The sequence below is a fragment of the Thermoactinomyces mirandus genome (assembly GCF_013868055.1).
Lineage (GTDB): Bacteria > Bacillota > Bacilli > Thermoactinomycetales > Thermoactinomycetaceae > Thermoactinomyces > Thermoactinomyces mirandus.
This window is the reverse complement of sequence record NZ_JACEOL010000023.1, coordinates 24,460-45,258: the sequence shown is the minus strand read 5'-3', so window position 1 is coordinate 45,258 and position 20,799 is coordinate 24,460. Positions and strand designations below refer to the sequence as shown.

The following is a 20,799-nucleotide window of genomic DNA, read 5'->3' as shown; positions in this document are numbered from 1 at the left end:
TTTCGTATATCCTTCAAAAATCAGATGTCGAAAAAATGTCAATCTTGAAAACCTGCTGAAAGATTCTTGTTAAAACAGTGTACTTTACAAATTTCTTTCCCGGACTTGCGTGGATTTGTCAAAAGTCCATCAAAATTTTTGCGGGAAATCGGATATTTCTTCATGACATACTTGAAATTTTTGTGATGTAATAATAATAGGATAGATAAGTGAAGGAAACCAAAGCAATCTGTTGAAAAGTAAAAATAAAAGGGTATCAGCAAAAATGATTATGTTGCTTGGCGGTAACCGTGTTCCGATCCGATTGAATTCATATAATTGCGAAAACAGGGGAAAGGGGCAGATCTAAGTGTTTGGTACTCTTTCAAAAGGGGTATGGAAGCAGTTTGTCCAAGAAGGTGTACTTGATGATTCACGGTTAAAAAAAACGATCTCAGAATCATGGCTGCGCTGCATGAAGAAGGGGGTTAATCCGTACCTGGGAGAGGGAAAACAGGTTCTGTCCGGCGAATCGTTTTGCCGCCTGAAAGATGAAAACGCTTTACTTCTTGATGTTGCTGTTCCTTATATAGAGAAAATATTTAATTATATCAAAGGCACTCATTCCATTATTTTATTAATTGATCCGCAAGGATATGTTCTGACTGCAAAGGGGGACAAAGATATAAAACGCCTCGCCCGGAAAATCAATTTTGTTGAAGGGGTGAAATGGACGGAAGAGGAAGTGGGGACAAATGCAATCGGAACCTCGCTTGTAACGAGAGAACCGGTCGTGGTGACCGGGTCTGAGCATTATGCTTTGGCTTCCCAGCCATGGACCTGTTCCGCTGCTCCCATTCGTGATGATGAAGGGGATCTGTTGGGAGTGATCAATATTTCAAGTCCGGTACAGCATCATCAGCCGTTTACGTTTGCGACAGTGGTATCGGGCTCATATGCGATTGAAAATGAATGGAAACTTCGCAAACATAATGACAACCGGGAATTGCTCCAGAAATCATTCAATCTGGCAGAGGCAAGGATTCCTGCGGTGATATGTAACAACAGGAAACAGATCCTTTTCGCCAGCTGTTGTGTACAATCCAGGATCGGGCAATGGGAGGGGATGCACTTGCGGGAATTGAAAGAATACGGATTTTCGGAAAGGCAATGTACCCCAATATACTCTGACCGCCATGGTGGAAAACTCGGCTTTTACGTTGATCTGAAACATGCAAGACAGACGTCGGGTACAGAGAATGCAAAAAAACCATTTGTTTCTTTCTCTTTCCCTGGAGAAATGGGAACAAGCGAAGCATTTGGGCAAACCTTGCAAAACGTCATCCGGGTTGCCGGGACGAAAGCAAATGTTTTTATTTATGGGGAGAGTGGTACAGGAAAAGAGTTGATCGCCCGTGCAATCCATCAAAACAGCGACTGTAAAAATGGTCCCTTTGTTGCAGTCAACTGCGGAGCGATTCCATGTGATTTGATGGAAAGTGAATTGTTTGGTTATGCAAAAGGGGCGTTTACCGGGGCGCGAAGCCAGGGTTACCAGGGTAAATTTGAACAGGCGAACCACGGAACTATTTTTCTCGATGAAATCGGTGAGATTTCCCCGGCAATGCAGGTTGCGCTGTTACGTGTCCTGCAGGAGAAAAAAATTACACCGATTGGCAGCAAGAGAGAAATTCCCCTGAATCTCCGCGTGATTACGGCAACAAATCGCGATCTCCGTCAAATGGTACGGGAAGGGGCTTTTCGCAAAGACCTTTTTTACCGCCTCTATGTTTTTCCAATCTATGTCCCGGCCTTGCGTGAACGGAAAGAGGACATTCCCGGCCTGGTCCGTTATTATTGCCGGGAAAACGGCTGGGATGTGGAAATACCGGAGTCGATGATGAAAAAAATGGTAAACTATGAATGGCCAGGAAATATTCGCGAACTTTTCAATGTTCTGGAAAGAATTTGTATCCTTTCTGAAGGAAACTCGCCCGACCCTTTCCTTATTGAGCAGATGATTCACCAGCAGTTGTTAAATGATTCAAGGGAGGCAAAAAAAGAAAAATTACTTACCGTCCGTGAAGAAATACAGAAGCAGGAAATCCTTGAGGCTTTGAAAAAAACAGGCGGAAATGTTTCTGAGGCGGCCAGAATGTTAAACGTTCCGCGCAGTACATTCTACCGCAGGCTCAAAAAGTACGGGTTATAAACCATGTCACTTTGATTTGACGTGGTTTTTTTGTTTAAACAAAACAAGACAAAATGGGACAGATGTTTCATTTTGTCTCAATGTGCAACGGGTCTCGCATCGCAAAATCCAATAAAATCACGGGAAATGAAAGAAACCGTCTGGCATTGGATTTGCAATAAAAGTAAGTAAAGGAGCTTGAAAGCTCCGGCAATCAATGCATGTATATGATTCGGTGCCACCTTGATGCTACCGGGGGTTTTCTGAAATGTTCATTGGCAAACAGCCCGGATGAAACGAAAAATTTTCAAAGTTTAATGAAAGTCAGGGGGAATCCATGATGAAATCGGTTGATCAGAAAGATCTGTTGTTTTCCCGTGAAAAAGCGGTGTGGATGTATCAAAAAATGGTGGAGATCAGGAAATTTGAAGATCGTGTACACGAATTGTTTATGAAAGGCAAATTGCCCGGGTTTGTTCATTTATATGCCGGTGAGGAGGCAATCGCAGTTGGTGTCTGCGCCTATCTCAGCGAAAAGGATAGCATTGTCAGTACACATCGCGGACATGGCCATTGCATTGCGAAAGAGTGTGACTTGAAAGGCATGATGGCTGAAATTTACGGAAAGGCAGCCGGTTTATGCAAAGGGAAAGGCGGTTCGATGCATATTGCTGATCTGGCGAAAGGAATGCTCGGTGCAAACGGGATTGTCGGCGGAGGTTTTCCGCTGGCCGTTGGTGCTGCGCTGACAGCCAAATTAAAACAGACCGGCAATGTATCGGTTTGTTTTTTCGGAGACGGAGCCAATAATCAGGGGACGTTTCATGAAGGGATGAATCTGGCGGCCATTTGGAAATTGCCGGTCATTTTTGTAGCGGAAAATAATAATTATGCCGAAGCAACCCCGTTTTCCTATGCTTCCAGTTGCACCGATATTGCGCAAAGGGCGGCTGCCTATAACATTCCTGGCGCCATCGTTGACGGGAAAGATGTTGTCGCTGTTTATAAAGCGGCCAAAGATGCTGTGGACAGGGCAAGAAAGGGTGAAGGGCCAACTCTGATCGAGTGCAAAACCTATCGCAATTATGGCCATTTTGAAGGAGATCAGCAGAAATACAAAACAGATGAGGAGTCGCGGTATCATCGCGATGAAAAGGACTCCATCACTCTGTTTCGCAATTATTTGCTGAAAAATGGTCTCTTGACGGAAGAAAAACTCTCGGCCATCGATAGCAGCGTGGAAAATGCCATTTCGGAAGCAGTCCGGTTTGCGGAAGAAAGCCCGTTACCGTCTGAAGAAGAACTGTTGGCCGATGTTTACGTCTCTTATTAAAAAATTTTCCAAATTAACCGGTGAGGTGTGAAAAATGACCAGAGAAATCAGTTTTTCAGGTGCCATTAACGAAGCGATCAGATTGGCCATGCGCCAGGATGAAAATGTGATTCTTCTGGGGGAAGACGTAGCTGGTGGAGCGGAAATAGATCATTTGGCGAATGATGAAGCATGGGGCGGTGTGATGGGGGTAACCAAAGGACTGGTGCAGGAATTTGGCCGCGACCGTGTATTGGATACGCCAATCAGTGAAGCGGGTTTTATCGGGGCGGCAGTAGGAGCGGCTTCAACGGGACTGAGGCCGATTGCCGAATTGATGTTTAACGACTTTCTGGGTACGTGTTTGGATCAGATTCTGAATCAGGGGGCCAAGTTGCGTTATATGTTTGGCGGCAAAGCACAAGTGCCCCTGACAATCCGAACCATGCACGGAGCGGGACATCGTGCAGCCGCCCAGCATTCCCAGAGTTTGTATGCCATTTTTACCCATATTCCGGGCATTAAAGTCGTTGTTCCCTCAACTCCTGCTGATGCCAAAGGATTGCTGCTGACTTCGATTGAAGATAATGATCCGGTCATTTTCTTCGAAGACAAGACATTGTACACCATATCCGGGGAGGTGCCGGAAGATTATTACAAAATCCCGTTCGGGAAAGCGGATGTGAAACGCCAGGGAAGGGACCTCACCATTGTAGCCATCGGGAAACAGGTTCACACAGCTCTGGAGGCGGCAGAACAGCTCGCAGAAATGGGGATTCAGACGGAAGTGGTCGATCCGCGCACATTGTCACCGCTGGATGAAGAAACGATTCTTGCTTCCGTTGCCAAAACCAATCGTCTCATAGTCATTGATGAAGCAAATCCCCGTTGCAGTATGGCAACCGATATTGCAGCGATGGTGGCAGATCAAGGATTTTACTCTCTGGATGTACCCATTAAGAGAATAACAGCGCCGCACACTCCGGTTCCGTTTGCGGCCAATTTGGAGGATCTCTATCTGCCCTCTCCGAAAAAAGTGATCCAAGCTGTTTCTGAACTTCTCGGTGATGAATCAATCTCTGCGATTTAGCAAGCGATTTCAAAAATAAAAGGAGATGGTGCAGTTGCGCCTCCTGTTTGTAAAGGAGTGGAACAGTTATGGCTACTGAGGTAATTATGCCGAAACTGGGAATGGGAATGAAAGAAGGAACAGTTGTTGAATGGAAAAAAAACATCGGCGAGTTCGTTAAAAAAGGGGACACCGTCGTTGTGATCAGTTCCGATAAAATTGAAATGGATATAGAAGCTCCTGAAGACGGGGTAGTTATAGATATTACGGCGAAAAATGGGGACGTGGTTCCGGTTGGCGGGGTGATCGGTTATATTGGTGCGGAAGGGGAAAAAACAGAAAGTGCAGTGAAGCCTGGGGTTTCCTCCCCGAATGAAAACAGGCAGGCGGTCTCCAGTTCAGAATCCGCTGGTGAACCTGCCCTGAATCGCCCGGTACAAAAAAGAAAAGTGAGAATCTCGCCAGTTGCCCGCAAAATGGCGGAAGAAGCCGGACTGGATCCGGAATCGGTTGCCGGTACTGGCCCGCAAGGAAGAATTACGAAAAAGGATGTGGAAAAAGCAATCGCTGTCCGTGCAAATATTGCGCCAGCCCATGATCAGGAACAGCCTGGTTTATCCGGTGAGCAGGAAAAGGAAGAATCTGGTGAGAAGCGTATTCCTGTCAGCGGTATGCGTAAAGTGATTGCTGCAAGAATGGTTGAAAGTATGCAACAGAGCGCACAGCTGACGATAAACATGAGCGTCGATGTCAGTGACCTGCAGGCCCTTCGGAAACAGATTTTGTCCGATGTCCTGGAACGTTATGAAACCAGACTGACTGTAACCGATTTCATTGCCCGTGCAGTTGTACTGTCTCTACTTAAGCATAAACGGATGAACAGCACTTATATGGATGACTGTATATATACCTATTCCCATGTTCATTTGGGTGTTGCCGTCGCCTTGGAAAAAGGATTGGTGGTACCCGTTGTCCGCAACGCCGACCGTTATTCGCTGGTGGAATTGTCAAAAACAATCAAATCGTTGGGCAGTAAGGCCCGAACAGGTAAACTGGCCGTTGAAGAAATGAAAGGTTCAACATTTACCATCACAAACCTGGGAGCGTATGGTGTGGAACAGTTTACCCCCGTGTTGAATCCTCCGGAAGCGGGTATTCTGGGGATTGGTATGATCAAAGACAAACCTGTTTATATAGGCGATACATTGGAACGACGAAGTTTATTGCCGTTAAGCTTGACGTTTGACCATCGTGTGCTCGATGGAGCCCCCGCCGCACAATTTCTTCAAACTGTCAAAAATATTCTTGAACATCCCCATAGCATGTTGTTATAAGCGGAGAGGGAGGTGGGATATTGAGTACAGTAGCCATTATTGGAGGCGGACCGGCAGGTTATGTTGCAGCAATCATGGCCGCGCGTCTTGGCAGACAAGTAGTATTGATCGAAGAGGCGGAGCTGGGTGGAACTTGTTTAAATGAAGGTTGCATTCCGACCAAGTCGTTGTTTGGAAAGTGCAGAAATGTATGACAGGGTGAAACATGTGAATCGGTTTGGAATCAATTTGCCGCTTGACCAGGTACACCTGAACTGGAAACGAGTTCAGCAGTATAAAGATGAAGTGGTCAAAAAACTGGTGCGCGGCATTGGATATCTGGTGAAGAAGAATCAGGTACGTGTAGTTAAAGGAAGAGCTGCTTTTTTGACTGATCGCCTGATCCAGGTTCAGACAGCCGATGGGACAGAGAGAATGACAGCTGATCAGTTTATTATTGCGACAGGATCGGAACCAATCGCATTGCCTTTTGCACCGTTTGATGGAGAGTGGGTGATCCATAACCGGCACGCGATTGCCCTGCCGAAAGTTCCCGCATCACTGCTGATTGTGGGCAGCAGCATTATTGGTTGTGAATTCGCCAGTATTTACAGCCGGATGGGCAGCAGAGTAACCATCGTAGAAATGACAGATCAGATTATCCCCGGCGAAGATATAGATATAGCGGCTATTTTGCAAAAGCAACTGGAAAAAGACGGAGTTGTGATTCATACATCGACAAGTGTGCAAAAATTGGATTGCAATGAAAAATCGGCTACATTGCTAAAGAATGGGAAAAGCATGAAGATGACTGCCGATTACGTATTGGTTTCAATTGGTCGAAAACCGCGCCTGGAACGATTAGGACTGGATGGGATCGGAGTGCTCTATAGCAAACAGGGGATTCAAGTCAATGAACGCATGCAAACAAGTATACCGCATGTTTATGCATGCGGCGACGTAGTCGGGGGAATCCAATTGGCTCACTATGCTTTCCATGAAGGAAAAATCGCTGCCGCAAACGCATGCGGCAGACAAAAAGTGATAAACTCCCCAGCCGTTCCACGTTGCATTTACACGCATCCGGAAATTGGGTGCGTGGGATTGACTGAGAAAAAAGCCAGAGAGAAATATGGTGATATTCGGATCGGGGAATTTCCTTTCTCGGCAAATGGAAAAGCTTTGATTCTCAAGGAGCAAACCGGCAAGGTAAAAGTAATCGTTCATCCGGAATTTAATGAAATCATCGGTATGTCAATTATCGGACCGTCTGCTACAGAACTGATTGGACAAGGAACTATGATGTTGCATTCCGAGATGACTGCCGATGCCATGGAAAGTTTCATTGCGGCGCATCCCACATTGTCTGAAGCGTTGCAAGAAGCGGTCTTGAGCGCAACAGGCAATGCTGTACATTTATAGAAGTAGGTAAAAAATAGAAAAAGCAATGTGATAATAGTAAGCTCCTTTACACAATGATATGAGGGAGCATGTTTTTTTATAAAAAACTATTTTAATTTGATAAGCAGAATCCTTTCTTTATTTTGTAGTATTCTGAATAAGGGAGGGATTTTTATTATGGAATGGTTTGAAAGCTTGATTGGTAAAGCAGGTGTGTGGTGGTCGTCCGTCAAAAAGGCTTATCGTCGTGTGAGACGCAAAGCGATTGAATCAAAAAAGAAAGCCAAACAGACGATTCGGTGGATATTATCGCCATATCTTGCTGTCAAGTTTATCATTGAACAAGTTGCATGGGGGCATTTTCCGGTATTGGATAAGAACATGTTTATGACAGACAGTATTTTGGAACGGTGGTTATATTACGACATACGGAGTGTCTACAAAGGAAAAATATTCCCGCAATACCCGATTGGCCCCTATTGGGCCGACTTTGCCCTGCCTGATTACAGGCTGGTTATCGAACTGGATGGACATAAGTACCATAAAGACCGCAAAGACAAGGACCGACGGCGTAATGCCTATATGTATCGTCAAGGATGGAAAGTGATGCGTTTTACTTATTACGATGTGAAAAAGCGGCGGGCAAAAACCATGGAAAAAATATTGAATTACACCAATGGACTGGAGAAAAAGAGAAAAAGTGCTGCTGATAAAGCAACTCATTAACTTTAACAGATATCTGAAGTCCATTTAGACAAAATATAAACAGGGGAGAATACCTCTTCTCAACTCATATCCGATTGGGTTTGGCTGATTTTTTTAGGGGTCGTGTAATACCCACCCCACGCATTCTGTTTGATAATAAGAATGATTGGACTGATGTTGCAGTGACTGTCTTATAATTAATGCAAAGCTGTTTCGATTCCATCCCGTAAATCTTAAAATGGTTCTTCAAATCCTTACCGTAACCGCTAACGCTTCTCTTATCTGATCGTCTGCGTTAATATGATATTGAAAATATGGTTTATACATCACGATGTCAATGTCAGGGAGTTATGAATATGTTCAATCAGATCAAAGGTGCGTTATTTGGTGTCGCCGTTGGCGATGCGCTTGGAGCCGTCACGGAATTTATGAGTCAGGATGAAGTCAATGCAAACTATGGCTATTTAACAGAAATGACGGGTGGAGGATGGTTGGGAATAGAGCCTGGAGAAACCACTGATGATACGGCGATGACAATTGCGGTTGCCAAAGGTTTGCTTGCCAATCCTTCCGATCCTGTGGGCAGAATCGGAAATGAATTCAAAAAGTGGGTTGAAACCAACCCCAGGGATATTGGAAATATTATTCGCACAACTTTCGATTGCTATGAAGGGGATTGGTTTAAGGCGGCAGAAAAAGCACATAAAGTGTTAAGTGGCAGGAGTGCGGGAAATGGTTCCCTGATGCGCTGTTTGCCTGTTGCTCTGGCATATGGGGATTTGAAAAAGATAGAAGAAATTACAGTTCTCCAATCGAAAATGACCCATTACGATGATTTGGCTTCTGAAGCCTGCCTCATCTACAATCGCATTGCATATCGGGTGCTAAAAGGTGAATCCTTGAAATCGTCGATTGAAGAGGAAATCAAGGAGACGAGATATTGTGACGCGATCAAGGAGTATCCTGATGTTTCGCCGAACGGGTATGTGGTCAATACATTCATTTGGGTATTAAATATTTTATGGACCTCATCCTCTTTTGAAGAATCGGTTCAAAAAGCAGCCAATTTGGGAGGAGATTCAGATACCATCGGAGCAATTGCCGGGGGGCTTGCAGGGCTTTACCGGGGATTTGCTTCCATTCCCAAACGGTATGTAGAAGTGCTTAAGCCAAAAGATGAACTGGAAACATTGTCTGAAAAACTTTGGCAAGTCCGGGAAAACGAAACGGCAAGCGGTTCATCAGAAAGCAATTATACAACTCCGGGATCAAAACAATATTAGTAACAAAATACGAAATGCTTATTTCCTGATTACGATGATCATCCCCCTCCAGACCAGGAAATGATTAAAACCCGAGCGATCTGGTATAATCCCCTCAAAGTAGACTGTGCCAAAAGAGCCTGTTTGCTAAAATAGTTGGTTATCAGCATGTTGCAGATTATCTGGGTGTTCGTTCGAATACCCAGATTAAAAATTGGTCAAAAAATATCAAGAAGGAAAACCCTTAACAGATCATCGGGCTGGCGGACTTTATAAGAAGTCTCGCAGAACGGGGTATTCTGAAACGAAGTTCTCCAGTATGGAAGAAGAACCAGAATATGTAAAGGCAGAGGTTGCTTACTTAAAAAAAGCTGTATCCCAGTCCAAACGGGAAGGGGTAGTTCAAAAACAAGATCGCTTTTCTATTATCCATCCACTTCAAGATCGATACTCCCTCACTTGGTTATGGAATATTGCTGAGCTATCAAAAGTCGGATACTACTAATGGAGACTCAAAAAAGAAGGCAAGAAAAAGGTTGGAAGAAGAGAATCTTAAAAATCATACCACCATATGATCATTCTTATATGGTGGTATTTTTAGATCAGAAAAGTATCTGTTTTTCCGCTTAATCCTGAACGTTGAGCAGGCGAAGACCATTTAAAGTGACGATGAGCGTGGCTCCCATATCTGCAAAGACGGCCATCCAGAGCGTAAGCCAGCCCGTTATAATGAGGAGCAGGGCAATCGCCTTGATTGCCAGGGCAAACGTGATGTTTTGCTTGATGATCTGTAACGTTTTGCGGCTTAATTTTATGGTGAAAGGAAGTTTGCCAAGATCATCGCCCATTAGTGCGATATCTGCCGTTTCCAGGGCTGTGTCTGTTCCGGTTCCGCCCATGGCCACTCCTACAGTGGCTGCTGCAAGGGCCGGCGCATCGTTGACACCGTCCCCAACCATGGCGACAGATCCCTCATCCTTGCGCAGTTGTTTGATTACCTCCAGTTTGTCCTGTGGCAGCAATTCGGCCCGGGTTTCGGTTATGCCAGAAATTTGGCCGATTGCCTGCGCTGTGGAGTTGTTGTCGCCGGTAAGCATGACCGTTTTTTGGATTCCGAGCCCATGCAGTTTTTCGATGACTTCCGCACTGTTTTCCCTTACTTCATCAGTAACGGCAATCAGGGCGAGTATTTCCAATTCCGTTCCCAGCAGGATGACCGTTTTTCCCTGCAGTTGCCGGTCTTTGATCTGTTGACGCAGTCTGTCGGGAATCCCTCCGGGAAGCCGTTCTTCAAACAGGGCGGGGCTGCCAGCATAGTAGAGTGAGCCATTTACCCTGGCTTGCACTCCTTTGCCTGTCAGGGAAGCAAAATCCGCAACCGGATATTCAGTCAGATGGATTTTTGCTTCTTCCGCTTTACGCAAGAGGGCTGATGCGAGCGGATGTTGCGAGTTTTTCTCCATAGCGGCCGCGATTGCGAGCAACTCCTTCTCTTTTTGTGAACCCATCGAAATCAAGTCGGTAACAACGGGTGCCCCTTTGGTTAAAGTTCCGGTTTTATCAAAGGCGATTGTTTTAAGTTGTCCCATTTCTTCAAGATGGATTCCACCTTTGATCAATACCCCGTTGCGGGCGGCATTGCCAATTGCGGTGACGATGGAAACCGGAGTGGAAATGACCAGGGCGCAAGGACACCCGACAACAAGAACAGCCAGTCCCCGGTAAATCCAATCATACCAGTCCGCCTGGAAAATGAGGGGTGGGATGATGGCCAGGAGCAATCCCGTTATCAATATGGCAGGGGTATAAATCCTGGCAAAGCGGTCCACAAAGGCTTGCGACGGGGCCCTCTCCGCCTGGGCTTCTTCAACCAGGTGAATGATTTTGGCAAGGGTTGTGTCCCCTGCGCGCCTGGTTACCTGCACTTCCAGCAATCCCTCACCATTGAGGGTTCCGGCATAGACCTCATCATCGATGGTTTTGGATACAGGGATCGATTCACCGGTGATTGCTGCCTGGTTCACTGTCGAAGTTCCTTTGGTTACGATTCCGTCCATGGCAATCTTTTGTCCGGGTTTGACAATCATCGTATCGCCCGTTTCAATCTCGCCTACAGCAATTGATTTTTCTTCTCCATTCCGGCGAATCAAGGCCTGCTTTGGTGCGATCTCCATCAGGGAGCGGATGGATTCACGTGCTTTGTCCATGGAGAAGGTTTCCAGCATTTCGCTGATGGCAAACAGGATGACGACCGTCGCCCCTTCCCTCCATTCGCCAATGGCTGCGGCGCCCAAAATGGCGATGATCATCAGCGTGTTCATCTGGAATTGCAAGCGAAGCAGGTTTTTCAGACCGTGGATAAACAACCGGTATCCCCCGACCGCCATCGATGCACTATACAGGAGCACAGCCCATGCATTCTCTTCTCCATAGGAATTGCTGACCAACCAGGCAGTGATCAGAAGGAATGCCGATAACAAAACAAACATATTTTTTTTTCTTTTCCAGAGCGGGACCTTGCGGGCGCTGGTGCCTACATGCTGAGGCGCGATTTTCAGGCTTTCAAATGCGCCGGCTTTCTCCAGTTGTTCAATGTTTGCCTCTCCAAATACCGTGATTTTGGAAGCGCCAAAGTTTACTTTTGCTTCCCTGACGCCGGGCAGGTTGCGGACATTTCTTTCAAACTGGGCTGCGCAGTTGGTACACGTTAAACCTTGGATACGGTAAACATTTTTATCTCGAATCTGTTCCATTTTCCATGAACTCCTTACTATGATCGAACGCCAGACAAATTAACTGATTTACATGATCATCATCAAGTGAGTAAAAAACCATTTTCCCTTCTTTGCGGTATTTGGCCAATCCCATATTCCGCAGCAATCGCAAATGATGGGAAGCTGTTGCCGGCGTAGAATCAATGATATTGGCAACATCGCAAACGCAAAGCTCCTTTTCCTGCACCAGGGCGTAGGCAATCTTCAATCGCGTCGGATCAGCCAATGCTTTAAAAATCAGGGCTGTATCAACAGGATCTACCGTTTTCAGGAAAGATTTTGCATTCCTGACCTTGGTTTCATCAAAACAATATATTTCACAACGATCATCGCTCAAGGTGAGCACCTCGCTTTAATAAGCAAACAATTATTTGATTATATTTTAGTCGATTATTATTAAATAATCAAATGAATATTTGAATTTGAAAAGATAATATCGGGAAATTGATTTTCAGGTTTGTCAATAGTTTTAAAGATTCCCCGGACGGGAAATTTTCCGCTTTTTCATGATGGACAACAAGTTTCGGACCGATCCGGATTTCCACATGACCGTTTTGCTCCCATACCGTCGCCTCACGGCCATTGTTTTCATTTGGGATGTCCGGAATCCCGTCAAAATATCCAAACGCATGAGCCAGACATCCGACGAAGGAGAAATCTGCAGATGGCCCAGCGATAGAGAGACTCTACACAGATTGGCCGGGAAACGTGACACACAGGATCCTCAAGGGTCTGTGTATTCACAGATCCCCAGGTCCATCTGGGCTGAACTCCGAGTCGGGTTCACACCGTTGAACCGCAGGGATCTGTTTGGGAAGACGGAAATTCTTGACATAGTCTTTAAACTGAGTTTGACCGCCTTGGCAGTCTTGCCATGGAGAAGAAGTACCTTCAAGTAAATTTCCTTCATTTATTGTTTATACAGGAACTCCTTTTTGTTTTATACAAATCCAATGCCTTCTTTTTGAGCTGATAAATAACCTCTATTGAAAAAGGTAGAGCTTTTATCTGCATAATTCGTCGTGACTGGCAAACGGACTTTCCTGTCTGTATGAATATTCATGAATGATAAATGATAAACATCTTCAGCAATTTGTTCAAGTGTTAATTTTCCCGTGTGCTTTATAATTTTTAATGGCTTCGCCATGCCGATCTTCCGGATGGGATCTGTCAAACAAAGATAAGCTTTCTGATTTTTGGAATCTATATAGGCAGTTCCAGGAATATTATTCATTTTATATTTAATTTCATCAAAGTAAGCCATTCTTCGGCCGCATTCCTTCACAATAGAAACATAATCAAAAGAAACCGATTTGCCAGTTATTTCCTGGTCGGACAAAATTTCCTTGATCCATTCGATTTCTTCGTCATAACCTGTACCATCTCGATGAAAGACAATATGTTCGGGCTTTTTTCCCATTTTCCTTTGGTAATAATGGAGAACATGAATAACCATAGATTGAATAGTGCTTTTACTGACTTTTTCTCCTGCTTCTGTGGAGGAGATCGGCTGAGACCAGATTTGGCTGCCATCTTTTCCAAAGACCTGGACAATTCCAGTAGCATGACGTCCATTTTCATGACTGACATCATAGCCTACATAGCAATCAGCATGTAATGGTTTATGTAATATCCAGGGTTGCAATCCGGCCTTTGTATAGATTCCCAAGAGAATTTGTGGAATGGTATGCTCATTTTTTAATGAATTGATCAGGATTACTTGAGTATGGATGCCACGATTCCCACCCAATTCTTTTTTGAATACGGAATAGATTCCACTTTCTTCTTGTTTATTTTCATCAAGAAGGACCGCATAGATTACAGCTGAATCGAATTCAATATCTTTCAGAAGAAATTCAAGTGAACGAGGATTAGAGGTGGGCAGAAATTGGGGGTTACCTGCACTTTGCAATTCAACTCCCCATTGCTTTGACTTTTTCTCCAAAGTATGTTTGAACTGTTCTGCAATTCTTTTTTTCCATTCCTGATGAAATTTACTGTCCAATAATAATTGATATTGAACAGGTGAGGAAATTGAATCAAATATTTTATGCCTGGATAAGGAAACTTTTAAATTTTGATGTTTGCATGTAGCCCCATTTCCAATACGAAGCAGAGGGTCAGGAACAGAATGACACTGATATCCCGATTTTCCAATATTTAAACTTTTAGGTTCAAATCCAATAGGGAAATACTGTTGTTTAAAGGCTTTGATAATTTTTTCCATCAATTTGACAGAGTGGTTTATTTTTTCACTGGGATCTAGCTTTACAGAAGAATGCTCCTTTGGGGGAACATCTTTCATCAGACATTCTTTTAACAAAAGCTGAGGTGCATAGTGATATACTTTCCCCTTTTTTGAACGTACAAGTACAGCTTTTGCATTCGGGTTTTTAGATAATGAGTTATAGATGCTTGGTTTTGTTTCGTAATGTTGGAGGATACTTTTATTGTTAAGATCAGGAAGAGGATCACTAATTGTTTTATCAGATATGCCTTCAAATTGAAAATGGGCATTGTTTATATAATCGAATACCTTATCGCCTTTGTTAAGTTCTTGTTGTCTTAAAGCAGCAGATATGGATTGATTGGATTGAATGGAGTGTTTTAACTCAAAACCAATCATGATATCTCCGTGTTCTTTGACGGTAACGTCTATATGAATTCCGCGATAGATTTTACATTCAGAGAGATATTTAAATGGTTTTTTTTCAAAAATAGACTGCCCATTTGTAAAAAACTCTTTTCGGCTTGCATCTCCCAATCCACGTAAAATTAATCTTTCTAATAATTTTCTTTCCTGATGACTTTCTGGTGATTGGTCAAGTTTGATGGGGCGGTATTCATAGTGCTCATATCCGTCCGGTTCATCGGTTAACTTTTTAAATGAACCGATCAATGAGCGGTAAAAAGCTATCGTTGTCCGATTTTTCTGCCTCAATTGATATGTATGAGTTCCATATTCCCGATCAATATTTTCACGATCTTTTATTGGCATACGATAGATATGAAGTTTGATTTGGCTTGCATGAATTGCAGCTTTGTATTCGGTTAGAATGAAACTGCCCACAGATTTTCCTCCTTTTCTGCTTTATATTTTAGTAATTTTCATTGATATAATCATATAATTCTATTGCTTTTTCAAAATTCCTCCTCCGTTCATTGTTTCTCTGTTATAGAAGAGCGGCTGAAATTCAAACAAACTAACGATTCAAGTTTTTTGAGGTCATAAAATTATTCATGTGAAATCAAAATACTTTCATAGAACTTGAATTTTTAATTCTGATCGGAGATTATAGATTAATGTTTACCGGGAAAGTATAGTTCATCGGTTCCAATATTTAGCTGTTTTCCTCACAAAATATTGAGCCTGTTCCAAATGTTAGTGAACCGGTCTTTGCTTGCAATTTCAAGGATTTCTTCATCGGAAAGTTTTCCGGATTTGATGATAGTCTTCGTGCCAATGATATAAGATTCGCCAGGCGATAGAATTACATGATGAAGCAAGTGATAGTATTTTTGTTCAATAAGTATTTTTTTCATTTCTTCCGAGAAAATCGGTTGGGCCTGATCGACACTGTAAGGCAACCAGGAGGAATTATTTTTGATTTCAAAGATATAAACAACCTTTTTGTAGTTATCAATATTGTTCAATATTTCTTCCTTCTCAACATCATTAACGAGCAAGGTATAATTATTGAGATCGGCTTTATCGCTGACAAATTTTTTTAAAGGGGTAACTTTAATCTCCAGTATTTGAACCTCCATGACTTTGTATTTTGATGAATGATAAAGAATGATAAAATCACCGACAAATATGGTAAAAGAAAGGATCACAATGAATAAAATCTTTCTATGAAAGAGACACTTAAGTAGCATAGAAAGCTCCTTGTATATCTGTCAAGGTTAGTGAATTTTAGATGAAAGAAAAAAAGAGCATTCGATGCCCTGGTTAAGCCCATAACGGGGCAAAGCGATTTATTATTTATTGATCCTTTTGAAACGGCCCGACAGTGACGGATTCATCGCCAACAGGTTTTGCCGAAAAGATTCCGACACGGTCACCAATAATGGTAATGCGATCCTTGCTTACAATGTCGAGGATTTCCTGGTCGGAAAGCTGATTGTCTGTTTTAAGAATGGCAGTCAAACCAGTTCCATAAGACTCACCAGGAGGAATATTTTGAGGAAACAGCAATTGTTTATCGCTTATCACGAGAATTTTTTTCGTTTCTTCCGAGAAAAGAGGCTGAACCCGGTGGTGGACACTGTAAACAAGGCGGGAATTATTCCTGATTTCAAAGTCATAGATAACTATTTTGTAATTGTCGAGATTATTCATAATCTCTTCTTTCTCTTTTTCACTCAAAGAATAATTATTAAGGGAGCCTTCAGTTTCAGCAAATTCTTTTAAAGGATAAACTTCAATGTTTGTTAATTCGACTTCCATTACATCGCTTCTTATAGAAAGCTGATAAAAGACAGTAAAGGCACCAATTAATAAGATGATTGAGAGGATAATCATCATAAAAACTCTCCTGTTGACAAAACGCATAAGAAACCTCCTGCATCTTAGGGGATTTATTTGACTTCAATCTGATCTCTCATTTTCACAATATGTAACCTTGTTTTGTTTTTATTTCGCCTTAGTGCATGTTTAAAATTCTCAGCGAGACTGGAATTATATCGATCATCAGTGTGACCTGAATATTCCAAATGTCCTTTCTTGTCAATATTTGTGATCATTGTAGCATGATCAATATCTCCATTACCAGCGTAGTCCCAATAAAGGAGGTCGCCTGGTTTGATTTCCCCCCATTTTTTCCAATTCTTTCAAATCATCCACTGAAGCTACTTGAAAAGTCTTTTCAGAATAACCATTATTTTTATCAGAAAAATAGCGGTAATGAGAATCTGCAACCCCCCAGGCAGGGGAAAAATATCTAAAGAACTTTCGAAAGAAGGGGAACGTGTAAAAAAAATTATCTTTGTTTTCTTTATCAAAGTACCATTCGTCATTCATTTTGAGTCCGCCCGCATGAAGCATTTGTGACACAAAGTTGGCACAGTCACCTCCAAGGGCACGACCATATTTATCTAACCTTACGATATCCGGGTGGAATTTTCCCTGATTATCTGGATCACTCCATTTCTTCGCATATTGGACGGCTTTTTCCCGGTCGTACACAATGAAATTCGTAAAATCTTCACTGATTTGCGGGACATCAAACGAGCCGCCCGCCGGATCGGCATAAACTTCAAGGGTACCGAAGACAGTGATGGCAACGAACAGCAAGAGAATGATTGCTTTTACCTGATGATTCATCTTGCGCATACGGATTATTACGGAAAACTGTAATAAGAGCAGTAACAAAGGATGCTTCATTTATTTGATTGTTTGGTGCTGGTAATATTACTGCGTGTTTGAGAAATACTCCAGGTTATTCGTCCTCCGTATTTGATTCACCTCTCTTAAGTTTTAATAAAAAAGCTATCAAATCATCTTGTTTGTAGAGTCAGAATCTCCAAAAACAGGAGATTGCTAATTGTTAGCATAAAAAATAAAATCATATTTTTTTATTATACATGGTCAAATATCCAGTCACAATATAGAGATAAGTATAATAAGTTGAATTATTCCTACTGTAGAAAAACAACTATCGGAAGACGATGTTTAGAAGCAGAGTGATATCAATGCTAAGCATCATGACTGCCTCTTTACAAGGAGGAAACGGAACGGAGTCCTGAAAATGGCTTTTTACAATTTGTCAACAAGTTGAATAATATGAATTATTTTCAAATTCAAGGAGCATAAAAAACAAGCCATCTAGAGCACTAATTTGAAAAATCTGCCAAGATGTTCCTGAATTAAAGAATTTATTGACCACTTCCATTTCTTATGATAAAAATTGATTGAATGATCAATTAAAAAATTAAACGATCAAATAGTTCACTTGGGAGGAAAAGAAATGGAGCATCACCGCAATAACGAATTAAATAATCTGTCGCCTGGATGGCTGCGTTTTTGGAGCTTTGTTTTGAGTGTCGTCGCTTTTTGTTATATTTGGTTTAAATACAGCGATATCGTCAATTCAGCAGTTTCCGGATACGACTACTGGTATGTCTGGATTCGACCGGCTTTGATCGGGCTGGTGGGGATTTTATGTTTGTTGGCAGCTATTCTGTCTTTGGCGGGCAAACGTTCTGCGACGTCTGTGTTTATGGGCGGAATATCGGTTATGTTATTCATCCTCTTGAGCAATCTGGTTATTCTGGTTATCCGGGTTGTCCATCGCATTTTCGCGGGGGATGCCTGGCCTGTTTTTGAGCGGATTCTGGAACGGCCGCACAGGGTGATCGTCGTTCTGTTGGTTGTACTGACATTGTCCATTCTTCATTCACTGAGCAAGAAAAACAAAAAAGGTGATTGAGGTGATTCCATGAAAAAGGAGACAGGAAAAACTTCATTTATTGCCGAGGCAAGACGTGAGCAGATGATTGAGGCAGCCATTAAAACCCTGGAAGAGATTGGATATGTGAAGGCAAGTCTGGCCCAGATTGCCAAAAGAGCTGGCATCAGCACGGCGCTCATCTCTTACCACTTCAAGGATAAAGAGGATTTGATGAATCATGTGCTGATGAAACTGTTGCAACAATCGGCCTCGTATATCCTGGAAAGAGTAAGGCGGGAAAGGACGCCGCGGGCGAAGTTGCATGCATTCATCGAGGCCAGCCTGGCTTATCAGGGAACTCATCATGCTAATAATGTCGCGTTGATCGAAATTATTTTTAATGCCAGAACACCGGACAACATTCCATATTACCAGTTGAACGATGAGGATGATGATCCTATTTTGCACGAGCTTCGGGAAATCCTTGCTGAGGGCCAGAAACAGGGGGTATTTGGAGCATTTCATACAGAGGTGATGGCCAATATGATCCAGGGCGCGATTGGAGAATATATGCTAAACTCATCCCTCATGAAAAAGGTGGACCTGGAAACGTACAGCAAGGAACTGATAAGAATTGTGAACCAGGCAGTCTGTGGGAATGTTGAAGCGGGGAAAGAGGAAGACCTTGGGTAGAAAAATACCGGAGGCATCACTCTTCTGAAGTTGGGACATTTCACAAGTAATTTGCAATCGATTTTCTATAGGTTTTACATCGGTGATCATCAATTGTCTTCCTTTATTCGATCTTTGACAGGATTTCCACAAATCTATTCCAAAAACTCGATGCTGTTTCTTTGCTCCATTCCCAGGCGTTTGAAATCTTGATAATAGTCCAATCCCAAAAACTATTTTCGTCTAGCGTATACTCCATTACAAAAAATACTGAACCCAAATAATAATAAGATAAAAATTATAAATATGCTTCGTTTTCGACTTGTCCAATCGAAGAATTACAGAATGGAGAGGCTTCACACAGGAGTATTATTATAAGGGGAATCAGCTTATTCAGTAAGTGTGAAAGAGGAATCCGGACTTTCGAAAGGTTGAGGAACTCCCCCGGAAGTAGGGAAAACTCCCCGGGGAGGTTGCTAGGATATCGATTCAAGCCGGTCGGTGATTTTTCGGTTCAGGAAGAAACTGGAAATAGCAAAGGAGGCCGCGCCAAGGGCGGTGGAATCATCCCCAAGCATCGAGAAGCGAATGTCCGTGTTTGATTGGTGATAAACGGGCAGGCGCTCTTCCAGAATGCGTTCAATGGGTTTTTTGATCCAGTTTTTGAACCGGGCGATCCGGTTGCCAATAATGATTGTTTCAGGGTTGAAGGTATTCATGATATTGATCAGCCCGAAACCGATGTTTTCCCCAAGTATATTCAGCAATTTCAGGACCTGGCTGTTTCCTTTTTGTGCTTCCCTGAACAGAAAGTCCAAATTGGATTCATCGTTTTCATTCAGCAGTTTTTGCTGCGAAGCTTCTTGCAACAGGGCGCTTTCGGAAGCGTACAATTCCCAGCAGCCGCGGTTGCCGCAGGAGCACTTTTTGCCGTTAAAATCGATGGTGAAGTGCCCCATTTCTCCAGAGATGCCTGTCGCCCCCTTGTAAAGCCGGTTGTTAATGAAAATGCCGGTACCGATCCCGATTCCGATACTAACATAAACCAGGTTGGAAATGTTTTTGCCCGCCCCATACAATTGTTCGCCATAGGCACCGGCGTTGGCTTCGTTGCCGATTTTGGCCGGGATTAGAAATTTCTTTTCGACCATCTGTTTCAAGTGGATATTTCTCCATTTCAGGTTTGGTGCAAACAGAATTTGATCGTCTTGCCCGACCTGGCCTGGAACGCCAATTCCAACGCCGACAATGCCATAGGGGCTGTTGGGTACATTATTGACCAATGTTTCGATGCAGGAAAAAATTTGGCCGACTACATAATCTATGTCAATGTTTCTCAATGGGCTGGCTGTTTTTTCAATCACGTTGCCGCTTAAATCGGTCAGCACACCCAGAATATAATTTACGCCGACATCGATTCCAACCGCATAGCCGGCACGATGATTAAAATAGAGCATGACCGGCTTCCTGCCGCCGCTGGACTTACCGGCACCAATCTCATGGATGAATGCTTCGTTGATCAGTTCAGATACCATCGTTGATACAGTTGCTTTATTTAATCCCGTTTTCTTGGAGACCTGTGCCCGGGAAAGGGGACCTTTCTTTTTAATGGTGTTAAAAACAATCGATTTGTTGATTTGTTTGACAAGATTTTGATCACCCGTGCGCAAACGTTTCATGAATTTCTTCTCCTTACAGCAGTGTTTGTCAAATTAACATTATATAATAT

General features: G+C 43.0%; 18 protein-coding genes and 1 pseudogene. 11 read left to right on the top strand and 8 right to left on the bottom strand.

The window, feature by feature from the left end:
• The first annotated feature begins 349 nt into the window (after positions 1 to 349).
• The 8 genes and pseudogenes from H2C83_RS07055 (at position 350) to H2C83_RS07020 (ending at position 9,737) form a co-directional block, all read left to right on the top strand.
• A complete protein-coding gene (locus H2C83_RS07055) occupies positions 350 to 2,191 on the top strand; it encodes a sigma-54-dependent Fis family transcriptional regulator (protein ID WP_181739182.1) in 1,842 nt (613 codons plus the stop codon).
• Between the two features lie 319 nt (positions 2,192 to 2,510).
• Positions 2,511 to 3,503: a thiamine pyrophosphate-dependent dehydrogenase E1 component subunit alpha gene (locus H2C83_RS07050; RefSeq protein WP_281364114.1), complete on the top strand. Its 993-nt coding sequence runs from the start codon at positions 2,511 to 2,513 to the stop codon at positions 3,501 to 3,503.
• 34 nt (positions 3,504 to 3,537) lie between these two features.
• Positions 3,538 to 4,572 carry an alpha-ketoacid dehydrogenase subunit beta gene (locus tag H2C83_RS07045; RefSeq protein WP_181739178.1) on the top strand — a complete coding sequence of 345 codons (1,035 nt, stop codon included), beginning with the start codon at positions 3,538 to 3,540 and terminating at the stop codon, positions 4,570 to 4,572.
• Positions 4,573 to 4,640: 68 nt separating this feature from the next.
• Positions 4,641 to 5,885, top strand: a complete 1,245-nt coding sequence (locus H2C83_RS07040) for a dihydrolipoamide acetyltransferase family protein (RefSeq protein ID WP_181739176.1) — start codon at positions 4,641 to 4,643, stop codon at positions 5,883 to 5,885.
• A 20-nt stretch (positions 5,886 to 5,905) separates the two neighbouring features.
• Positions 5,906 to 7,286: pseudogene (gene lpdA / locus H2C83_RS07035) on the top strand (dihydrolipoyl dehydrogenase).
• A gap of 156 nt (positions 7,287 to 7,442) precedes the next feature.
• Positions 7,443 to 7,991 carry an endonuclease domain-containing protein gene (locus H2C83_RS07030; RefSeq protein ID WP_181739174.1) on the top strand — a complete coding sequence of 183 codons (549 nt, stop codon included), beginning with the start codon at positions 7,443 to 7,445 and terminating at the stop codon, positions 7,989 to 7,991.
• A 335-nt stretch (positions 7,992 to 8,326) separates the two neighbouring features.
• The gene (locus H2C83_RS07025; RefSeq protein WP_312853872.1) at positions 8,327 to 9,253 is read left to right on the top strand and encodes an ADP-ribosylglycohydrolase family protein; all 927 of its coding nucleotides are present in this window, start codon (positions 8,327 to 8,329) and stop codon (positions 9,251 to 9,253) included.
• 298 nt (positions 9,254 to 9,551) lie between these two features.
• Positions 9,552 to 9,737 carry a hypothetical protein gene (locus H2C83_RS07020; RefSeq protein WP_181739170.1) on the top strand — a complete coding sequence of 62 codons (186 nt, stop codon included), beginning with the start codon at positions 9,552 to 9,554 and terminating at the stop codon, positions 9,735 to 9,737.
• Between the two features lie 121 nt (positions 9,738 to 9,858).
• Here H2C83_RS07020 and H2C83_RS07015 read toward each other — a convergent pair whose 3' ends face one another.
• Positions 9,859 to 11,985 carry a heavy metal translocating P-type ATPase gene (locus tag H2C83_RS07015; RefSeq protein WP_181739168.1) on the bottom strand — a complete coding sequence of 709 codons (2,127 nt, stop codon included), beginning with the start codon at positions 11,983 to 11,985 and terminating at the stop codon, positions 9,859 to 9,861.
• Complete coding sequence (locus H2C83_RS07010; RefSeq protein ID WP_181739166.1) at positions 11,966 to 12,343, bottom strand: ArsR/SmtB family transcription factor; 378 nt, start codon at positions 12,341 to 12,343, stop codon at positions 11,966 to 11,968. Before H2C83_RS07010 ends, H2C83_RS07015 begins: the two co-directional genes overlap by 20 nt.
• Positions 12,344 to 12,512: 169 nt before the next feature.
• Between H2C83_RS07010 and H2C83_RS07005 the strand changes: the two genes are divergently transcribed.
• Positions 12,513 to 12,905 carry a hypothetical protein gene (locus H2C83_RS07005; protein WP_181739163.1) on the top strand — a complete coding sequence of 131 codons (393 nt, stop codon included), beginning with the start codon at positions 12,513 to 12,515 and terminating at the stop codon, positions 12,903 to 12,905.
• 41 nt (positions 12,906 to 12,946) lie between these two features.
• Here the strand turns inward: H2C83_RS07005 and H2C83_RS18330 are convergent, their stop codons facing one another.
• The 5 genes from H2C83_RS18330 to H2C83_RS06980 all read right to left on the bottom strand — a co-directional run bounded on the left by H2C83_RS18330 (position 12,947) and on the right by H2C83_RS06980 (position 17,392).
• Positions 12,947 to 15,076: a Piwi domain-containing protein gene (locus tag H2C83_RS18330; RefSeq protein WP_181739161.1), complete on the bottom strand. Its 2,130-nt coding sequence runs from the start codon at positions 15,074 to 15,076 to the stop codon at positions 12,947 to 12,949.
• Between the two features lie 284 nt (positions 15,077 to 15,360).
• Positions 15,361 to 15,885 (bottom strand): hypothetical protein, encoded by a 525-nt coding sequence (locus H2C83_RS06995; protein ID WP_181739159.1) that lies wholly within the window; start codon positions 15,883 to 15,885, stop codon positions 15,361 to 15,363.
• Between the two features lie 106 nt (positions 15,886 to 15,991).
• On the bottom strand, positions 15,992 to 16,534 hold the full coding sequence (locus H2C83_RS06990; RefSeq protein ID WP_181739157.1) for a hypothetical protein: 543 nt from the start codon (positions 16,532 to 16,534) through the stop codon (positions 15,992 to 15,994).
• 53 nt (positions 16,535 to 16,587) lie between these two features.
• Entirely contained in the window at positions 16,588 to 16,815 is a 228-nt protein-coding gene (locus H2C83_RS18500; RefSeq protein WP_181739245.1) for an amidase domain-containing protein, read from the bottom strand.
• Positions 16,775 to 17,392 (bottom strand): amidase domain-containing protein, encoded by a 618-nt coding sequence (locus H2C83_RS06980; RefSeq protein ID WP_181739155.1) that lies wholly within the window; start codon positions 17,390 to 17,392, stop codon positions 16,775 to 16,777. The genes H2C83_RS18500 and H2C83_RS06980 overlap by 41 nt, the downstream gene beginning before the upstream one ends.
• 583 nt (positions 17,393 to 17,975) lie before the next feature.
• On the opposite strand from H2C83_RS06980, the gene H2C83_RS06975 reads away from it, so the two are divergent.
• Both H2C83_RS06975 and H2C83_RS06970 read left to right on the top strand, forming a co-directional pair.
• Complete coding sequence (locus H2C83_RS06975) at positions 17,976 to 18,437, top strand: hypothetical protein (protein WP_181739153.1); 462 nt, start codon at positions 17,976 to 17,978, stop codon at positions 18,435 to 18,437.
• Positions 18,438 to 18,446: 9 nt separating this feature from the next.
• Entirely contained in the window at positions 18,447 to 19,091 is a 645-nt protein-coding gene (locus H2C83_RS06970; protein ID WP_181739151.1) for a TetR/AcrR family transcriptional regulator, read from the top strand.
• Positions 19,092 to 19,546: 455 nt separating this feature from the next.
• Here the strand turns inward: H2C83_RS06970 and H2C83_RS06965 are convergent, their stop codons facing one another.
• Positions 19,547 to 20,749 (bottom strand): ROK family transcriptional regulator, encoded by a 1,203-nt coding sequence (locus tag H2C83_RS06965; protein WP_181739149.1) that lies wholly within the window; start codon positions 20,747 to 20,749, stop codon positions 19,547 to 19,549.
• Positions 20,750 to 20,799 lie beyond the last annotated feature (50 nt).